The sequence below is a fragment of the Aeromonas rivipollensis genome, from assembly GCF_010974825.1.
Taxonomy (GTDB): domain Bacteria; phylum Pseudomonadota; class Gammaproteobacteria; order Enterobacterales; family Aeromonadaceae; genus Aeromonas; species Aeromonas rivipollensis.
Map to the genome: position 1 here is coordinate 65623 of NZ_JAAILA010000025.1, position 16856 is coordinate 82478.

16 protein-coding genes and 1 tRNA gene are annotated in these 16856 nt (G+C 61.8%); 11 read left to right on the top strand and 6 right to left on the bottom strand.

Annotated elements, in window-relative coordinates; genetic code table 11:
* The first annotated feature begins 12 nt into the window (after nt 1-12).
* The 7 genes from G4923_RS14480 to G4923_RS14510 all read left to right on the top strand — a co-directional run bounded on the left by G4923_RS14480 (nt 13) and on the right by G4923_RS14510 (nt 6469).
* Nucleotides 13-1110: an extracellular solute-binding protein gene (locus tag G4923_RS14480; protein ID WP_106885489.1), complete on the top strand. Its 1098-nt coding sequence runs from the start codon at nt 13-15 to the stop codon at nt 1108-1110.
* Between the two features lie 121 nt (nt 1111-1231).
* A complete protein-coding gene (locus G4923_RS14485; RefSeq protein ID WP_205596968.1) occupies nt 1232-2311 on the top strand; it encodes a polyamine ABC transporter substrate-binding protein in 1080 nt (359 codons plus the stop codon).
* Between the two features lie 76 nt (nt 2312-2387).
* The gene (potA, locus tag G4923_RS14490) at nt 2388-3542 is read left to right on the top strand and encodes a polyamine ABC transporter ATP-binding protein (protein WP_106885491.1); all 1155 of its coding nucleotides are present in this window, start codon (nt 2388-2390) and stop codon (nt 3540-3542) included.
* Nucleotides 3539-4444 carry an ABC transporter permease subunit gene (locus tag G4923_RS14495; protein ID WP_163137491.1) on the top strand — a complete coding sequence of 302 codons (906 nt, stop codon included), beginning with the start codon at nt 3539-3541 and terminating at the stop codon, nt 4442-4444. Before potA ends, G4923_RS14495 begins: the two co-directional genes overlap by 4 nt.
* 150 nt (nt 4445-4594) lie before the next feature.
* Nucleotides 4595-5437 carry an ABC transporter permease subunit gene (locus G4923_RS14500; protein WP_111910852.1) on the top strand — a complete coding sequence of 281 codons (843 nt, stop codon included), beginning with the start codon at nt 4595-4597 and terminating at the stop codon, nt 5435-5437.
* 89 nt (nt 5438-5526) lie between these two features.
* Complete coding sequence (locus G4923_RS14505) at nt 5527-6252, top strand: MOSC domain-containing protein (protein WP_163137492.1); 726 nt, start codon at nt 5527-5529, stop codon at nt 6250-6252.
* Between the two features lie 140 nt (nt 6253-6392).
* Nucleotides 6393-6469 (top strand) — tRNA-Pro (locus tag G4923_RS14510).
* A gap of 242 nt (nt 6470-6711) precedes the next feature.
* Here G4923_RS14510 and G4923_RS14515 read toward each other — a convergent pair.
* The gene (locus tag G4923_RS14515; RefSeq protein ID WP_111910854.1) at nt 6712-7239 is read right to left on the bottom strand and encodes an AbiTii domain-containing protein; all 528 of its coding nucleotides are present in this window, start codon (nt 7237-7239) and stop codon (nt 6712-6714) included.
* 123 nt (nt 7240-7362) lie between these two features.
* Nucleotides 7363-7827: a thioesterase family protein gene (locus G4923_RS14520; protein ID WP_162519265.1), complete on the bottom strand. Its 465-nt coding sequence runs from the start codon at nt 7825-7827 to the stop codon at nt 7363-7365.
* A gap of 133 nt (nt 7828-7960) precedes the next feature.
* On the opposite strand from G4923_RS14520, the gene recQ reads away from it, so the two are divergent.
* Nucleotides 7961-9784: an ATP-dependent DNA helicase RecQ gene (gene recQ, locus G4923_RS14525; RefSeq protein ID WP_025328715.1), complete on the top strand. Its 1824-nt coding sequence runs from the start codon at nt 7961-7963 to the stop codon at nt 9782-9784.
* A 51-nt stretch (nt 9785-9835) separates the two neighbouring features.
* On the opposite strand, the gene G4923_RS14530 is transcribed toward recQ, so the two are convergent.
* Complete coding sequence (locus tag G4923_RS14530; RefSeq protein ID WP_163137493.1) at nt 9836-10138, bottom strand: c-type cytochrome; 303 nt, start codon at nt 10136-10138, stop codon at nt 9836-9838.
* A gap of 104 nt (nt 10139-10242) precedes the next feature.
* Between G4923_RS14530 and G4923_RS14535 the strand changes: the two genes are divergently transcribed.
* From G4923_RS14535 to G4923_RS14545, 3 genes are all read left to right on the top strand, one after another.
* Entirely contained in the window at nt 10243-11670 is a 1428-nt protein-coding gene (locus G4923_RS14535; RefSeq protein WP_163137494.1) for a protein adenylyltransferase SelO, read from the top strand.
* 10 nt (nt 11671-11680) lie between these two features.
* The gene (locus G4923_RS14540) at nt 11681-11968 is read left to right on the top strand and encodes a DUF3630 family protein (RefSeq protein ID WP_163137495.1); all 288 of its coding nucleotides are present in this window, start codon (nt 11681-11683) and stop codon (nt 11966-11968) included.
* A 209-nt stretch (nt 11969-12177) separates the two neighbouring features.
* Nucleotides 12178-12852 carry a 7-cyano-7-deazaguanine/7-aminomethyl-7-deazaguanine transporter gene (locus G4923_RS14545; protein ID WP_043554198.1) on the top strand — a complete coding sequence of 225 codons (675 nt, stop codon included), beginning with the start codon at nt 12178-12180 and terminating at the stop codon, nt 12850-12852.
* A gap of 270 nt (nt 12853-13122) precedes the next feature.
* Here the strand turns inward: G4923_RS14545 and rraA are convergent, their stop codons facing one another.
* The 3 genes from rraA to cysG all read right to left on the bottom strand — a co-directional run bounded on the left by rraA (nt 13123) and on the right by cysG (nt 16848).
* A complete protein-coding gene (gene rraA, locus G4923_RS14550; protein ID WP_005328442.1) occupies nt 13123-13608 on the bottom strand; it encodes a ribonuclease E activity regulator RraA in 486 nt (161 codons plus the stop codon).
* Nucleotides 13609-13873: 265 nt separating this feature from the next.
* A complete protein-coding gene (mgtE, locus tag G4923_RS14555) occupies nt 13874-15298 on the bottom strand; it encodes a magnesium transporter (RefSeq protein ID WP_042649187.1) in 1425 nt (474 codons plus the stop codon).
* Nucleotides 15299-15441: 143 nt separating this feature from the next.
* Entirely contained in the window at nt 15442-16848 is a 1407-nt protein-coding gene (cysG, locus tag G4923_RS14560) for a siroheme synthase CysG (RefSeq protein ID WP_163137496.1), read from the bottom strand.
* Nucleotides 16849-16856: the final 8 nt, after the last annotated feature.

A 16856-nucleotide genomic window follows, 5' to 3' on the forward strand; every position in this document is an offset into this window, starting at 1 on the left:
GAGACAAGGACTATGTCTTTTAAAAAGGGAATGATGGCTGCTTCCGTGGCGCTGGTCATGATGAGTACCGGGGCGATGGCCGACGAGAAGGTGCTGCACGTCTATAACTGGAGCGATTACATCGCGCCGGATACGCTGGAAAACTTCCAGAAGGAGACGGGCATCAAGGTGGTGTATGACGTGTTCGACAGCAACGAGGTGCTGGAAGCCAAGTTGCTGGCGGGCAGTTCGGGTTATGACATAGTCGTGCCGTCCAACCCCTTCCTGGCCAAGCAGATCAAGGCAGGCGTCTTCCAGAAGCTGGACAAGTCCAAACTCTCCAACTGGCAGAACATGGATGTCGATCTGCTCAAGGCGCTCGAACCGAGCGATCCGGGCAACCAGTACTCCATCCCTTACCTGTGGGGCACCATTGGCTACGCCTACAACGCCGAGAAGGTGAAGGCCGTGCTGGGTGCCGATGCGCCGGTCAACTCCTGGGATCTGGTGTTCAAGCCGGAGAACATGGCCAAGTTGAAGGAGTGCGGTGTCTCCTTCCTCGACTCGCCGACCGAAATGCTGCCGGCCGCCCTGCAATACCTGGGCTTCAAGCCGGATAGCCAGAAGCCGGACGAGTTGAAGAAGGCAGAGGAGCTGTTCCTCTCCATCCGCCCCTATACCGCCTACTTCCACTCCTCCAAGTACATTTCGGATCTGGCCAACGGCAACCTGTGCGTGGCGGTGGGTTACTCAGGTGACCTGCAGCAGTCCAAGGCACGTGCCGCCGAAGCCAAGAACGGTGTCAGTCTGACTTACACCATTCCGAAAGAGGGGGCTGGCAGCTTCTTCGACATGATCGCCATCCCGGCGGATGCCAAGAACGTCGAGGCAGCCCACACCTTCATCAACTATCTGATGAAGCCGGAAGTGATCGCGAACATCACCAACGTGGTGCAGTTCCCGAACGGCAACAAGGCCGCCACGCCGCTGGTGGACGAGGCGATCCGTACCGATCCGGGCATCTACCCGACGGCGGACACCCTCAAGAAGATCTACACCTTCCCGGATCTGCCGGCCAAGGTGCAGCGTCTGATGACCCGCAGCTGGACCAAGATCAAATCAGGTAAGTAAGTGACGAGTACCCCTCCCGGTCCGCAGTTCGGCCGGGAGGGTGGTGACCACCCGACAGGTTGGACGGCGCGTATGGATGCGCGACTGGCAAAATCACACAAACGAGGACTGATAAGTGCACATGACCAAGATGGCAATGCTGGCCCTGACCCTGGGGTTTGCAAATCTGACCCAGGCAGCCCCTGTGGTTCATTTTTACAACTGGTCCGATTATATCGGCGAGACCACCCTCAGTGACTTTCAGCAGAAGACCGGGATCAAGACCGTCTACGACGTGTTTGACTCCAACGAGACGCTGGAGGGCAAGCTGCTGACCGGACGAACCGGTTACGATCTGGTCGTGCCCTCCAACAATTTCCTGGCCAAGCAGATCCAGGCGGGGGCCTTCCAGAAGCTGGATCCCGCTCTGCTGCCCAATCTGGCCAATCTGGACCCCCTGCTGCTCAAGCAGCTCGACAAGGTGGATCCGGGTCATCAGTACGCCGTGCCCTATCTGTGGGGCACCAACGGCATCGGCTACAACGTCGACAAGGTCAAGGCGGTGCTCGGGGTCGACAAGATTGACTCCTGGGCCATCATCTTCGAGCCGGAAAACATGAAGAAGCTCTCCCATTGCGGGGTGGCCTTCCTCGACTCGGCGGACGAGATGATCCCGGCAGCCCTGAACTACCTCGGCCTCAACCCCAACAGCCACGATCCTGCGGATCTCAAGCGTGCCGAAGAGCAGTTGCTCAAGGTGCGCCCCTATGTGACCTATTTCCATTCCTCCAAGTACATAGGGGATCTCGCCAATGGCGACATCTGTGTGGCGGCGGGGTTCTCCGGTGACATACTGCAGGCGGCGGCCCGGGCCGACGAGGCAGGCAAGGGGATCAAGATTGCCTACAGCATCCCCAAGGAGGGGGGCAATCTGTGGTTCGACATGATGGCGATCCCCTCCGATGCCACCAACGTCAAAGAGGCTCACGCCCTGATCAACTACATTCTCGAGCCGCAAGTGATCGCCAAGGTGAGCGACTACGTGGGCTACGCGAACCCGAACATCAAGGCGGGAGAGTTCATGGACAAGGCCGTGCGCGATGACGAGTCAGTCTATCCCCCCCAGGCGGTGCTGGAGCGTCTGTATGTGCAGGAAGCACATCCCCGCTCGGTGCAGCGCCTGATCACCCGGAGTTGGACCAAGATCAAGTCCGGAACCTAACCTTGGCGCCCATCCCGGGGCGCCAGATTGTATTGATGGATCGGCCCCGGCCGGTATCACCTTTGGGAGTTTGGTAATGGCGATAGCCTCCAGTGCCTACAAGAAAGCCCTCGAGGGCAGCCAGCAGCGTAAAGAAGTGCTGGTCAAAATAGACAGGGTAAGCAAGCAGTTCGACGAAACGCTGGCGGTCGATAACGTGTCTCTCAACATCCACAAGGGCGAGATCTTCGCCCTGCTGGGTGGTTCAGGCTCCGGCAAGTCCACCTTGCTGCGGATGCTGGCCGGGTTCGAGCGCCCCACCGAGGGGCGGTTGTTCCTGGATGGGGTCGACATTACCGACATGCCCCCCTATGAACGTCCCATCAACATGATGTTCCAGTCCTACGCCCTGTTTCCCCACATGACGGTGGCGCAGAACATCGCCTTCGGTCTCAAGCAGGATGGCCTGCCCAAGGCAGAGGTCGACGCCCGGGTGGAGGAGATGCTCAAGCTGGTGCAGATGACCCAGTATGCCCGTCGCAAGCCGCACCAGCTCTCCGGCGGTCAGCGCCAGCGGGTCGCCCTGGCCCGCTCTCTGGCCAAGCGCCCCAAGCTGCTGCTGCTGGATGAGCCCATGGGGGCGCTGGACAAGAAGCTGCGCTCCAAGATGCAGCTAGAGCTGGTGGAGATCATCGAGCGAGTCGGCGTAACCTGCGTCATGGTGACCCACGATCAGGAAGAGGCCATGACCATGGCGGAACGGATCGCCATCATGCACCTGGGTTGCATCGAGCAGATTGGCAGCCCGATGGACATCTACGAGACCCCGGCCAGCCGGCTGGTGTGCGAGTTCATCGGCAACGTCAACCTGTTTGACGGCCTGCTGGTGGAAGATGAGCAGGACCACGCCATCATCGCCTGCGCGGATCTGGAGCAGCCCATCTACGTGGGCCACGGCATCAGCTCCCGTGCCGAGAACAAGAAGGTGACCTACGCCCTGCGGCCGGAAAAATTGCTGATGAGTCTGCACAAGCCGGAGGAGATCGAGCATCCGGACTTCAACTGGACCAAGGGTGAGGTCTATGACATCGCCTATCTGGGCGGCCACTCGGTTTATCACATCCAGCTGCCCTCGGGCAAAATCGTTCAGGCTTTCATCGCCAATGCCGAACGCCACGGCAAGCGGCCAACCTGGGATGACCAGGTGTTCCTCTATTGGGAAGATGACAGCGGCGTGGTGCTGCAATCATGAAGGCATTGAGACGACTCAAGCAGTTGGGGGGACGCCAGCTGGTGATCGGCATCCCCTTCTTCTGGCTGTTCCTCTTCTTCCTGCTGCCCTTCATCATAGTGGTGAAGATCAGCTTCGCCGAAGCGGATGTGGCTATCCCGCCCTACACCGACGTGGTGAGCTGGGCAGACAATCAGCTCACCATCTTGCTCCACATGGGCAACTACCTGCTGCTGCAGGAGGATGAGCTCTACATAGCTGCCTATCTGGGCTCCCTCAAGATGGCCTTCATCAGCACCCTGCTGTGCCTGCTGATCGGCTATCCCATGGCCTACTCCATAGCGCGGGCCAACAAGGAGACCCAGACCGTCCTGCTGCTGCTCATCATGATGCCGACCTGGACCGCCATCCTGATCCGGGTCTACGCCTGGATGGGCATCCTCAGCAACAACGGTCTGCTCAACAGCTTCTTGCTGGGGATCGGGGTGATCGACGAGCCCTTGCAGATCCTCAACACCAACCTGGCGGTCTACATCGGCATCGTTTACTCCTACCTGCCGTTCATGGTGCTGCCGCTCTACGCCAACCTGGTCAAACACGATCAGAGCCTGCTGGAGGCGGCCTCCGATCTCGGCGCCCGCAACCTGACCCGGTTCTGGCAGATCACTGTGCCACTCTCCAAGAACGGCATCATCGCCGGTTGCATGCTGGTCTTCATCCCCGTGGTGGGCGAGTTCGTCATCCCCGAGATGCTGGGCGGCCCCGAGACTCTGATGATCGGCAAGGTGCTGTGGCAGGAGTTCTTCAACAACCGCGACTGGCCGGTGGCGTCCGCCCTGGCGGTGGTGATGCTGGCGGTGCTGATAGTCCCCATCATCCTGTTCAACCGCAACCAGGCGAAGGAATTGGAGGGCAAGGTATGAAAAAGGCGTTGCTGATAGTCCCTGTATCCATTCCGTTCAACCGCAACCAGGCGAAAGAACTGGAGGGCAAGGTATGAAAAAGGCGTTGCTGATAGTCCCTGCATCCATCCTGTTCAACTGCAACCAGACAAGCGTATTGGAGGGTCAGGCATGAGACGTCTCGGTTTTTCCAAGCTGATGCTGTGGCTGGGGCTGCTGTTTATCTACCTGCCCATGGTCATCATGGTCATCTACTCCTTCAACGCCTCCAAGCTGGTGACGGTATGGGGGGGCTGGTCCCTGAAGTGGTACTTCGGCCTGCTCGACAATAAACAGTTGATTGGGTCCGTGTTCCGCTCCCTGGAGATCGCCTTCTACACCGCCATAGCCGCGGTGGCGCTGGGGACTGTGGCCGCCTTCGTGCTGACCCGGATCCCTCACTTCCGTGGTCGCACCCTGTTCGGTGGCATGGTGACGGCGCCCCTGGTCATGCCAGAGGTGATCACAGGTCTGTCGCTGCTACTGCTGTTCGTGGCCATGGCCCAGCTGGTGGGCTGGCCCGCCGAGCGGGGCATGCTGACCATCTGGATTGCTCACACCACCTTCTGTACCGCCTATGTGGCGATAGTGGTGTCGGCGCGGTTGCGGGAGCTGGATCTTTCCATCGAGGAGGCGGCCATGGATCTCGGCGCCAAGCCCTGGAAGGTGTTCTTCCTCATCACCATCCCCATGATAGCCCCGTCACTGGCGGCGGGCGGCATGATGTCGTTTGCCCTGTCGCTGGATGATCTGGTGCTGGCGAGCTTCGTCTCAGGCCCGGGTTCCACTACCCTGCCGATGGAGGTGTTCTCGGCGGTGCGGCTCGGGGTGAAACCCGAGATCAACGCGGTGGCCAGCCTGATCCTGCTGTCGGTATCGTTGTTCACCTTCAGCAGCTGGTACCTGATGGCGAGGGCGGAGAAACGCCGCCGCGCCGAGATTGCCATGACCACCCAGATGCAGGCCGTCGCCTGACCCCGGGGCTGTTGACGCAGTAACACGGCTTGCGCCGACGGCTCAACAGCCCCTAAGATCCGCATTCTCTCATCCGTCAGGAGCATGGAATGCGGATCTCCCTCTTTATCGGCCAGAGCGCCGAGATGAATGCCGAACTCGCCCCCGGACTCGTTAGTGCCATCGACAAGTATGTGGCAGGCAGTCCCCTGTGGTGCAGCTTCTCGGGCCTGGAGGGTGATGAGCAGAGCGACAAACGCCATCACGGCGGCCCGGATCGCGCCCTGCACTATTACCCCGCGGATCACTACCCCTGGTGGAAGACCTGGCAAACTGCGCTGGGTCTGCCTGCCCCTCGTGCTCCCTGGCAGCCGGCGGCCTTTGGTGAAAACCTCTCCGGCCTCGGCTTGACCGAAACGCAAGCCTGTATCGGCGATGTCTATCGCCTCGGCGAGGCGCTCATCCAGATCAGTCAGCCGAGGTCCCCCTGCTTCAAGCTCAATCAACGCTTTGGCTACCCGCACCTTTCCCAGGTGATGCAGCTCAACGGCCGCTGCGGCTGGTTGCTGCGGGTGCTGGAGGAGGGGCGTGTGGCCCCGGTGGATGAGCTGCTGCTGATGGACAGGCCCTATCCCGAGCTGACGGTGAAGCGCACCGCCGACATCCTGTTCAACCAGACCCGCCACGAAGGGGACCTGCAACTGCTGCTGGAGAACCCGGCACTCTCTCCCAACTGGCGCCAGCATGCGGCTCACTGGCTGGAGCACGGGGTCGTTGCCGATTGGAGTCGGCGTCTGCTGGGACCGGCCGAGTTTCAGCTGCCGCCAAAGGTGTAACTGAGCACCGGGACGAGCCCGGCGCCCCCTATCGCCATGAAACGCTGGATTATTGAGCGTAAAGCCCTTTTTTTGTGGCGAAAGCAAAAAAAGGCTTGTGTCATGTCGGGGCTTTCGGTAAATTCTCGCCCCGCAGACATCGGTGTGTAGCGCAGCTTGGTAGCGCACTTCGTTCGGGACGAAGGGGTCGGAGGTTCGAATCCTCTCACACCGACCACATTAGAAAAGGCCGCTCATTGAGCGGCCTTTTCGCATTTGGATTTTGCCTTTGCCGTTCTCGGCAGACGGTGCAGGAGCGGCATACGGGGTCGATTGCCTGGTGCTGAATGCCGCCCATTAAAAGGGCCACCGCTCGGTGGCCCCACAGGTGGAGTCTGATCCTGACTCCGGCACTCTAGATTGTGGCAATCTCGTTGTGGGTCTTGTCGATGGTGCCCTCCTTGCGCTCTGGGCGCATGATCAGATATGCCAGTGTTGATGCCGCAATGCCTTGAAGCCGTGCTGAGTTTGCAGAGCCGCATGCTTGGGGTACTCACTAATGAAATGTGCTATTCCCTCCATCAGTTGTGACCGCAGAGAAGACACGGGCTCGTGCCAGGCCTGCAGGCAGAGATGGCCGGGGATCAACTGCTCTCGATACGCTTCCAGCAGCTGTTCTGGCCAGGGCTCGATATGGGAATCATGATGCAGTAAATAGTGGACGGCGGGTTCACGGGCATAGATGAACTGAACTTGGGCCAGGTCGCGTTGGCTGAGCGTTTGGCTGCCGATGTGGCAAGTCAAATATTTCCCCGTCTTCAGATTCAGGAAGTGACCGCGTTGCCGACAGGCAATGATGCGATACCAAGGCAGGGGTGAACAGAGAGAATACCCCTTAAGCTCCTGTTCCAACCAGTGACGGCACTCGGGCGTCTGCACCTCTTCGCGCATGGACTCGAGCTGTGTCAACAAGGCTCTGGATGGTTGGGTAGCCAGCATCGCGCTCATCGTCTGCAATCCTCCCTCTGCACACAATCCCGACTTCCAGTATGGACCCTGGCCGGTGGCGGGGGTAACAATTCTAATGATTAAAATCAGCTTAGAAGCGCACTTTTTATGCAATAAAGACCATTAGCCGACCAGGTAGGTGCCGGTGCCAAAGGCGATATGAGTCCCTTCTTCGTTGTGCAGTTCCATACGGGCGACGGCGACCTTGCTGCCCGCCCGTATGATGTGAGCGGTGGCGATGAACTCGTTGCCGCGACCGGGCCGCAGATAGTCGACCCTCAGGTCTATGGTGCCGAGGCGGGAGAAGCGCTCCTTGAGATAGCTGGGGGAGAAGTCCTCCAGCTCGTCGATGCAGGAGGCGGCGACTATCATGCCGCCCGCCACGTCCAGCAGGCTGGCGGTGACACCGCCGTGCAGTATGTTGTGAAAGGGGTTGCCGATCAGCTTGTCATCCATCTTGATGCGCAGCTCCACCTTCTCGAAGTCATAGTGGGTCACCTGCATGCCGATGAGCTTGTTGAACGGCATCTTCTCGGCGAACAGATTGGCAATGCCACTGAGCGCCATCTTCTTCAACATCTGTTTCATTCTCTGATACCGATCCCTGTCATCAAAGCCGAGTAAAAACTCCAGCCAGTCTGCAACACTTCCTTAACAGTCGCAATGGCAGGTTTATTGTGGGCGGCGGCTGCTTTAGAATGGCGACCCCAAAGGAGAGCCCATGACCGCCATTGCCGACACCTTGCCCGATACCCCCCTTGCCCTGCTGCAGGCGGTCTTCGGCTACCAGCAATTTCGGCCTGGCCAGCTCGAGATCATCGAACAGATAGTGGCGGGGCGCGATGCCCTGGTGCTCAAGCCCACAGGTGGCGGCAAGTCGCTCTGTTACCAGATCCCGGCGCTGCTGCGGCCCGGGCTCGGGGTGGTGGTCTCCCCCCTCATTTCGCTGATGAAGGATCAGGTGGACAGCCTGCGCGCCAACGGCGTGGCGGCTGTCTACATCAACTCAGCCCTGAGCCGGGAGGAGATGATTCAGAACTTTGCCGCCATGCGTCGCGGCGAGATCAAGCTGGTCTATGTCTCCCCCGAGCGGCTGCTGCAGCACGAGTTTCTGGATCGGCTGGCAGAACTGCCCCTCGGGCTGTTCGCCATCGACGAGGCCCACTGCGTCTCCCAGTGGGGCCACGATTTTCGCCCCGAATACGCGGCGCTGGGGCGGCTCAAGCAGTGGTTCCCCCAGGTGCCCGTGGTGGCGCTCACCGCCACCGCAGACGAGGCGACCCGCAGCGACATGCTGCATCGCCTCGAACTACACGACCCCTTCATTCACACCGCCAGCTTCGACAGACCCAATATCCGCTACAGCCTGGTGGAGAAGTTCAAGGGGGCTGAGCAGTTGCTGCGCTATGTGCAGAGCCAGAAGGGCAACTGTGGCATCGTCTACTGCTCCAGCCGTAACCGGGTGGAAGAGGTCGCAGAGCGGCTCTCCCGCCACGGCTGCAAGGCGGCGCCCTATCATGCGGGCCTGCCGCTGGATCAGCGGCTGCGCACCCAGGATGCCTTCCTCAAGGACGACGTCGAGATAGTGGTGGCGACGGTGGCGTTCGGCATGGGGATCGACAAGCCCAACGTGCGCTTCGTGGTGCACTACGACATCCCCAAGAACATCGAATCCTACTATCAGGAGACCGGCCGGGCCGGCCGTGATGGCACCCCCGCCGAGGCGCTGCTGCTCTACGATCCCGCCGACATAGGCCGGGTGCGGCGCCTGCTCGACAACATAGAGAACCCCCAGCAGCTGCAGGTGGAGCAGTACAAGCTCAACGTGATGGCGGCCTTCGCCGAGGCGCAGACCTGCCGCCGTCAGGTGCTGCTCAACTACTTCGGCGAGTACAACGACAAGCCGTGCGGCAACTGCGACATCTGCCTGGATCCCCCAAAGAGCTATGACGGCACCGAAGATGCCCAGAAGGCGCTCTCCTGCGTCTGGCGGGTGGGGCAGAACTTCGGGGTGGGTTATGTGGTGGAGGTGCTCAGGGGCTCGCTCAACCAGCGTATCAAGGATCACGGCCACGACAAGCTGTCGACCTACGGCATCGGCAAGGATCAGAGCCACGAATACTGGATGAGCGTGATCCGCCAGCTGATCCACAAGGGGTTGCTGACCCAGAACATCACCCGCAACCTGGTGTTGCAGCTGACCGAGGCGGCCCGCCCTGTGCTGCGCGGCGAGACGACGCTGGCCCTGGCGGTGCCGCGGCTGCAGCCCATCTCCAGCCGCAAGGAGAAGCGCAGCGGCCTGCTCGACAATGCCAACTACGACAAGCGGCTGTTCAAGGAGCTGCGGGCTCTGCGCAAGCAGATCGCCGAGGATGAAGAGGTGCCGCCCTATGTGGTGTTCAACGACGCTACCCTGGTGGAGATGGCCCAGCTGATGCCGATGACCGAGGACGAGATGCTGGCCATCAATGGTGTCGGCCACCGCAAGCTGGAGCGCTTCGGTGAAGCCTTTATGGACCTTATCATCGAGTATTGCCGCCGGTAGGGTCGATTAGCGCAGCGTAATCGACCGCATCGGGGATAGGGCGTCGCCAGGCTACTTCAAGCTGGCGTAATAGGCCGCCAGGTTCTCCATGTCCGCCTCGTTCAGCATCGCCATGAAGGGGGCCATCAGCGGCTCGGTGCGGCTGCCCTCCTTGAAGGCTTTCATCTGTTTCAGCAGATAGGCAGAGTTCTGGCCGGCCAGATGGGGATAGACGGGGACGGTCGCCTTGCCCTCGACCCCGTGACAGGCGGCGCAGACAGCCGCCTTGGCCTTGCCCGCTTCGATGTCGGCGGCCTTGGCCTGATGTCCCCAGGCCAGTGCCAGCAGGGGCAGGGCATAAATCCATTTTTGCATTGTTTTCTCCGTGAAATGAAATAGCGCGATCGCCTGTTAGCCTGTGCGGGCAGACGGCGGTATAAAGAGTGACACGAGCATACGCAGGGACGAACCACGCCACCATGAAGTTGATCAACACTTTCGCCACCGAACTGCCCTGGGCCTGCGAGCCTGTGGCCCCTCAGCCCCTGCGTGAGCCCAGGCTGCTGCACCTCAATCAGGGGCTGTTGCGGGAGCTGGGGCTGGACGGGGTCGGTGAGGCTGATTGGCTCGCCTGCTGCGGGCTGGGGCAGCCGTTGCCGGGCATGCAGCCGGTGGCCCAGGTCTATGCGGGCCATCAGTTCGGTGGCTACAGCCCCCGGCTCGGCGATGGTCGTGCCCTGCTGCTGGGGGAGCAGCAGGCGCCGGACGGCCAGCGCTGGGATCTGCACCTGAAGGGGGCGGGCAAGACGCCCTTCTCCCGCTTCGGCGACGGTCGCGCCGTGCTGCGCTCCAGCATCCGCGAATACCTCGCCTCGGAGGCGCTCCATGCCCTCGGCATTCCGACCACCCGGGCCCTGGTGCTGGTGGGCAGTGACGAGCCGGTCTACCGGGAGCAGGTCGAGAGCGGGGCGACAGTGCTGCGCACAGCGCCTAGCCACCTGCGCTTCGGCCACTTCGAGTATTTCGCCTGGAGTGGCCAGGGGGAGAAGATCCCCGCCCTCATCGATTATCTGCTGCGCCATCATTTCCCCGAACTGGAGAGCGGTGCCGAGTTGTTCGCCGAGGTGGTGCGGCGCACCGCGCGCCTCATCGCCAAGTGGCAGGCGGCGGGCTTCTGCCACGGGGTGATGAACACAGACAACATGTCCCTGCTCGGGCTGACCCTGGATTACGGCCCCTACGGCTTCATCGACGCCTATGTGCCCGACTTTGTCTGCAACCACTCGGATCCGGGTGGTCGCTACGCCCTGGATCAGCAGCCGGCGGTGGGTTACTGGAACTTGCAGAAGCTGGCCCAGGCGCTGGCGGATCAGGTGGATGGCGAGGCCCTGGCGGCGGCCCTGGCCCAGTACGAGCATCAGCTGATGTTGCACTACTCCGAACTGATGCGGGCCCGACTCGGCCTGGAAACCTGGGAGGATGAAGACCCGGCCCTGTTCCGCCAGCTGTTCCAGCTGCTGGCGGCACATCGGGTGGACTATCACCTCTTCCTGCGCCGCCTGGGTGAGCTGACGTCTCAGGGAGAGTGGCCCGCCTCCCTGCTGGCGCTGCTGCCGGATCCCGCCCCCTGGCAGGGATGGCTCGACGCCTATCGGGCCCGGCTGGCCCGGGAAGGGAGCCAGGACGCGGCACGCAAGGCGCGGATGGACGCCGTCAATCCCAAGTACGTGCTGCGCAATGCCCTGGCCCAGCAGGTGATAGACGCCGCCGAGACGGGGAACATGGCGCCGTTCGAGCGGCTGTTTGCTGCCCTGCAGCACCCCTATGACGAGCAGCCGGAATACGAGGATCTGGCGACCCCGGTTCCCCAGTGGTATTGCGGTGGCGAGCTTTCTTGCAGCAGTTGAGGAGTGAAGGATGAAGTGGCGGGTAACTCAGGTGGATGCCGAGTCGGCTGTGCTGCTGCTGACCTGTCCCGGGCTCTGCTGGGACAACTTCCCGGCCCTGGCCGAGGCGCTGGTCGAGGGGTGGGAGCTTATCCCGCTCGAGCGGGAGTGGGGGGCGGATCGCCACAGCTGGCTGCTGGAGTTCGAAGGCAGCCGGTTGCGGCTGGAGTATGAGCAGCACAGCGGCTGCTGGCTGGAGGCGACACACCCGGACGACAGGGAGGTGGTGCTCTGGCTGGGTCGGCAACATGGGGCATGAGACCCGATGGTGGTTGCCGGGTCCGTCGCACAAGCATTGAATGACCGGCCTGGGGCCTGTGACGTCGCCCTTCGACCATGATTGCTGCAGGCTGAACCAACAGCATAAGGATTGAACTATCGCTATTGGGGCGTATAATCTCGCCCCTCAATTATCGCCAATGGTGGCGGTATGGGTTCCCTAACCCCATTAACCAAAAAGGTCACAATATGAATCTGACCCCTGCTCAGCACCAGACGGCGCTGGTGCGTCTCTCGTTGTTCCACATCCTGATCATCGCCAGCAGCAACTACCTGGTGCAGCTGCCGATCACCATCTTTGGCTTCCACACCACCTGGGGTGCCTTCAGCTTCCCGTTCATCTTCCTGGCCACCGATCTGACGGTGCGGATCTTCGGCGCCGGACTGGCCCGCAAGATCATCCAGACCGTTATGCTGCCGGCCCTGGCCGTTTCCTATGTGCTCTCTGTGCTCTTCTTTGAAGGCAGTTATCAGGGCATGGGCAACCTGGCGGAGTTCAACCTCTTCGTGGCGCGCATCGCCCTGGCCAGCTTTATGGCCTATTTGGTGGGGCAGTTCATGGATGTGGTGGTGTTCAACCGCCTGCGGCTGCTCAGGGCCTGGTGGGTGGCACCGGCCGCCTCGACCCTGTTCGGCAACCTGGTGGATACCATCGCCTTCTTCAGCATCGCCTTCTGGCGCAGCACGGATCCCTTCATGGCCGAGCACTGGGTCGAGATAGCGACCGTGGACTATGTGTTCAAGCTACTGATAAGTTTGGGATTGTTCGTGCCGCTCTACGGTGTGCTGCTGCGCTACCTCAGCCGCAAGCTGGTGGGGGAGGCCGGCCTGGCCGGTCTGCAAACGGCCACACGACAAGCTTGACGAGAATGACCACCCGCGCGGTGGTCATTTTTTTGCACTTTTTATAAATAAGGCTTGCACAGTTAAATGAGAATGATTATTGTTAACTTGTTTTCCGGGAAAGACTTCATTCGTTCCAACGTGATGGACTTCTTGTGAAGGCACGACATTGCTCACATTGCTTCCAGTTAAGGGGCCAGTTGTTTACTGGCCCTCTTTTTTTGTCTTTTTTCAGCAAGTTGCAGTCATAAAAAATGGGAGCCAAGGCTCCCATCTTCAGTCTGTGTCGGCTCATTCGATGTCGAGCGCATCGGGGGAGAGGATCACCCCTGTGGTATCGGCGTAGAGGTGATCGTCCGGCAGGAAGGTGACACCACCGAAGTTGACCGGCAGATCCGTCTCTCCCACATCCTTGTGGTCGGCACCGACCGGGATGGCGGCCAGGGCCTGGATGCCGATATCCAGATCCTCCAGGATGTCGACTTCGCGCACGCAGCCGTAGCAGACGATGCCTTCCCACTCGTTCTCCGCCGCCGTGGTGGCGATCTCGCTGTCGATCAGGGCCCGGCGCATGGAGCCGCCGCCGTCGATCAGCAGTACGCGGCCGACGCCGTTCTCTTTGACGACTTCACGGATGAGACCGTTCGATTCGAAGCATTTGACCGTGGTGATGACGCCGCCGAAAGAGGCACGGCCGCCGAAGGAGCAGAGCATGGGTTCGAGTACATCCACCATGTCCTGATAGATGTCGCACAGTTCTGAAGTGTTGTATTCCATTGAGTCAAATCCACCGCTGGAAACAGGTGGATCCAGTATAAGGAGTGGGACTGGCATTTCAATGAATATTCCTTGAACAAGCATGGGGATAAGAGACTGCACATGGATTCCCTGCAGCCCATCGCCGGGTCGTCGAGAGGCTCAGAGCATCGAGCTGCATAGGGGACTTTCATCACCCGCCTTGCGGGTCAGGGGCATGTGCTCGTCCTCCCGGCTGAAAAGCAAAGGGGCCATCAGGCCCCTTCATATTGGCGCCGATCCGGTACTAGAGCAGGAACAGGGTCGCGAGACCGAGGAAGATAAAGAAGCCGCCGGTGTCGGTGATGGCGGTGATCATCACGCTGGCTCCCACAGCCGGATCCCGCCCCAGCCGACTCATGGTCATGGGGATGATGACCCCCATCAGGGCCGCCACCAGCAGGTTCAGCACCATGGCGAGCGTCATCACGGCGCCCAGGGCCGCATCCTGATAGAGGAAGTAGGTGGCGACTCCCATGGTGCCGCCCCACACCAGGCCGTTGATCAGCGCCACCCCCAGCTCCCGCCACAGCAGGAAGGAGACGTTGCCCGGCTGAATGTGCTGCAGCGCCAGGGCCCGCACTATCATGGTGATGGTCTGGTTGCCTGTGTTGCCGCCAATCCCTGCGACTATGGGCATCAGGGCCGCCAGCGCCACCAGCTGCGAGATGCTGTGCTCGAACAGGCCTATGACCCGGGAGGCCACGAAGGCGGTGCAGAGGTTGAGGGCGAGCCAGGCCCAGCGGGTCTTGACCGCCTTGGCGACAGGGGCGAACACGTCTTCTTCCTCGCTGATCCCCCCCATGCGGCGCAGATCGGTGTCGCTCTCCTCATAGACCAGGTCCACCACCTCGGCGACGGTGAGCCGTCCCATCAGCTTGCCCTTGCCATCCACCACGGCGGCGGAGACGAGATCGTCCCGCTCGAAGGTACGAGCCGCCGCCTCGTCGTTGTCTTCCGGATCGAAGGTGACGGGGTTCTTCTCCATCACGTCTTCCACCTTGGTCTCCGGTTTGTGCAGCAGCACTGTGGTGAGGGGCAGTTCCCCCTGCAGCCGGTTGCGTCTGTCGGTGACGAACAGCTTGTCGGTGTTGGCGGGGATCTTGCCGAGCTGGCGCAGATAGCGCTGCACAGTCGCCAGGCTTATGTCCGCCCGCACCGTTATGAGCTCGAAGTCCATCATGGCGCCGACCGTGTGCTTGCCGTAGCGGATCACCTCCCGCACCCGGTCGCGCTGGTCGGGGGCCATGGAGGTGAGCAGCCGACCCATCAGGTTGCGGGGCAGGTATTGGCCCAGATAGATCTGATCGTCTATGTCGAGGGTGCGCAGGGCGTGCAGCAGCGCCTTGTCGCTCATGCCGCTGATGAGACTGTCCCACACCGTCTCGGACGCCTCGACCAGGATCTGGCCGTGGCGCTCCGGGTCTACCTGCTGCCACAGCACCTGGCGCTCGTCCGGCGGCAGTGACTCCAGGGCATCGGCGACGTCGGCGGCCGGCAGGCTGTTGACCAGGCGCGTCAGCTCGCTGGTCTGATCCCGCAGCTCGGCGTCCTGCACCCCTTGGGGATCGAGCAGGCTGTCGGTGAGGGCATCGTCGGCCAGCAGCAGGGTGAGGATGCGGGCTCTGTCGTGTTCACGCTGTTTGGCGCTGTTCTTGGGGGGGAGAGACATGCAACAAGATTCCTGAATTCGGTTGGCCGGATGGCCTTGCTCCATAGGATACCAAATTCAAAACAAGAGGTTATGACAGTAAATGCAGGATAAAGAAACGCCACCCCAAGGTGGCGCTTTCAATACTGGCGTTGGGCCTAGTCTCAGGCCGATGCCGCGATCCGCGCTGCGTCATTGCCCTGGCCGAACCAGGCGAGCTGGTCCGCCAGGGTCACCACTGAACCCACCATGATGAGGGCCGGGCTATCGACGCCGATGGCCAGCTCCGGCAGCTGGTCCAGGGTGCCGCGGATGACCCGCTGGCTCGGCTGGGTGCCGCGCTCGATCAGCGCCACCGGGGTGTCGCCCCCCTTGCCGTGGGCCAGCAGCTGCTCGCGGATCACGGCGCAGGATGAAAGCCCCATGTAGAACACTAGGGTCTGCCGATCCCGGGCCAGCAGGGGCCAGTCGAGATCCCGGGCGCCGCCCTTGCCGTGAGCGGTGACGAAGCGCACGCTCTGGGCGTGATCCCGGTGGGTGAGAGGGATGCCCGCATAGGCGGCGCAGCCGCTCGCCGCCGTGATCCCCGGCACCACCTGAAAGCCCACGCCGCTGCCGACCAGCGTCTCCAGCTCCTCGCCGCCGCGGCCGAAGATGAAGGGGTCGCCCCCCTTGAGCCGCACTACCCGCTGCCCCTTCTTCGCCTCGTCCAGCAAGAGTTGGTTGATGCCCTCCTGGGGCACGCAGTGGTTGCCCGCCTGTTTGCCGACGAAGATGCGTCTGGCATCCCGTCGCACCAGCGCCATCACCTCGTCCGAGACCAACCTGTCATAGACCACCACGTCCGCCTGCTGCATCTGGCGCAGGGCGTGCAGGGTGAGCAGGCCGGGATCGCCGGGGCCGGCACCCACCAGGATCACCTCGCCCTTGGCAGCGGCATCCTCGGCAAAGAGCGCGTCGGCCAGCTGGTTGGCGGCAGCCTTGTCGCCGCGCGCCAGCGCCTGACCGAGGCGGTCGGCGCCGAGCAGCCGCTCCCAGAACTGGCGTCGCTCCCCCATGCTGGCAAAACGGGCCTTGACCCTGTCTCTCAGGCCGCCGGCAAAGGTCGCCACCGCGCCGAGGTGCTGGGGCAGCAGGGCCTCCAGCTTCTCGCGCAGCAAACGGGCCAGCACAGGGGCCTTGCCGCCGGAGGAGATGGCCACCATCAGCGGCGATCTGTCGATGATCGACGGCATGATGAAGCTGGAGCGCTTGGGGTCGTCCACCACGTTGGCAAATATCCCCGCCTGGTTCGCGCTCTGGTAGACCAGGGCGTTGACCTCGCGCCTGTCGGTGGCGGCCACCACCAACCACTTGCCCGTCAGCTGAGCCGGCTCGAACTCGGCAGCCAGCCACTCTATCTCACCATCAGCGGCAAGGGTTGCCAGCTCGGGGTCGAGGGCGGGGGAGACCAGGGTCAGCCGGGCGCCGGCGTCCAGCAGCAGGCGCGCCTTGCGCGCCGCCACCTCACCGCCGCCAACCAGCAGCACGGGTTTGTTGTCGAGTCGGCAAAAGATGGGCAAGTAGTCCATGGGGCCTC

Coding starts and splice junctions, on each gene's coding strand:
- G4923_RS14480 (WP_106885489.1), top strand. CDS start 13: ATGTCTTTTAAAAAGGGAATGATGGCTGCTTCCGTGGCGCTGGTCATG.
- G4923_RS14485 (WP_205596968.1), top strand. CDS start 1,232: ATGACCAAGATGGCAATGCTGGCCCTGACCCTGGGGTTTGCAAATCTG.
- potA (WP_106885491.1), top strand. CDS start 2,388: ATGGCGATAGCCTCCAGTGCCTACAAGAAAGCCCTCGAGGGCAGCCAG.
- G4923_RS14495 (WP_163137491.1), top strand. CDS start 3,539: ATGAAGGCATTGAGACGACTCAAGCAGTTGGGGGGACGCCAGCTGGTG.
- G4923_RS14500 (WP_111910852.1), top strand. CDS start 4,595: ATGAGACGTCTCGGTTTTTCCAAGCTGATGCTGTGGCTGGGGCTGCTG.
- G4923_RS14505 (WP_163137492.1), top strand. CDS start 5,527: ATGCGGATCTCCCTCTTTATCGGCCAGAGCGCCGAGATGAATGCCGAA.
- G4923_RS14515 (WP_111910854.1), bottom strand. CDS start 7,239: ATGAGCGCGATGCTGGCTACCCAACCATCCAGAGCCTTGTTGACACAG.
- G4923_RS14520 (WP_162519265.1), bottom strand. CDS start 7,827: ATGAAACAGATGTTGAAGAAGATGGCGCTCAGTGGCATTGCCAATCTG.
- recQ (WP_025328715.1), top strand. CDS start 7,961: ATGACCGCCATTGCCGACACCTTGCCCGATACCCCCCTTGCCCTGCTG.
- G4923_RS14530 (WP_163137493.1), bottom strand. CDS start 10,138: ATGCAAAAATGGATTTATGCCCTGCCCCTGCTGGCACTGGCCTGGGGA.
- G4923_RS14535 (WP_163137494.1), top strand. CDS start 10,243: ATGAAGTTGATCAACACTTTCGCCACCGAACTGCCCTGGGCCTGCGAG.
- G4923_RS14540 (WP_163137495.1), top strand. CDS start 11,681: ATGAAGTGGCGGGTAACTCAGGTGGATGCCGAGTCGGCTGTGCTGCTG.
- G4923_RS14545 (WP_043554198.1), top strand. CDS start 12,178: ATGAATCTGACCCCTGCTCAGCACCAGACGGCGCTGGTGCGTCTCTCG.
- rraA (WP_005328442.1), bottom strand. CDS start 13,608: ATGGAATACAACACTTCAGAACTGTGCGACATCTATCAGGACATGGTG.
- mgtE (WP_042649187.1), bottom strand. CDS start 15,298: ATGTCTCTCCCCCCCAAGAACAGCGCCAAACAGCGTGAACACGACAGA.
- cysG (WP_163137496.1), bottom strand. CDS start 16,848: ATGGACTACTTGCCCATCTTTTGCCGACTCGACAACAAACCCGTGCTG.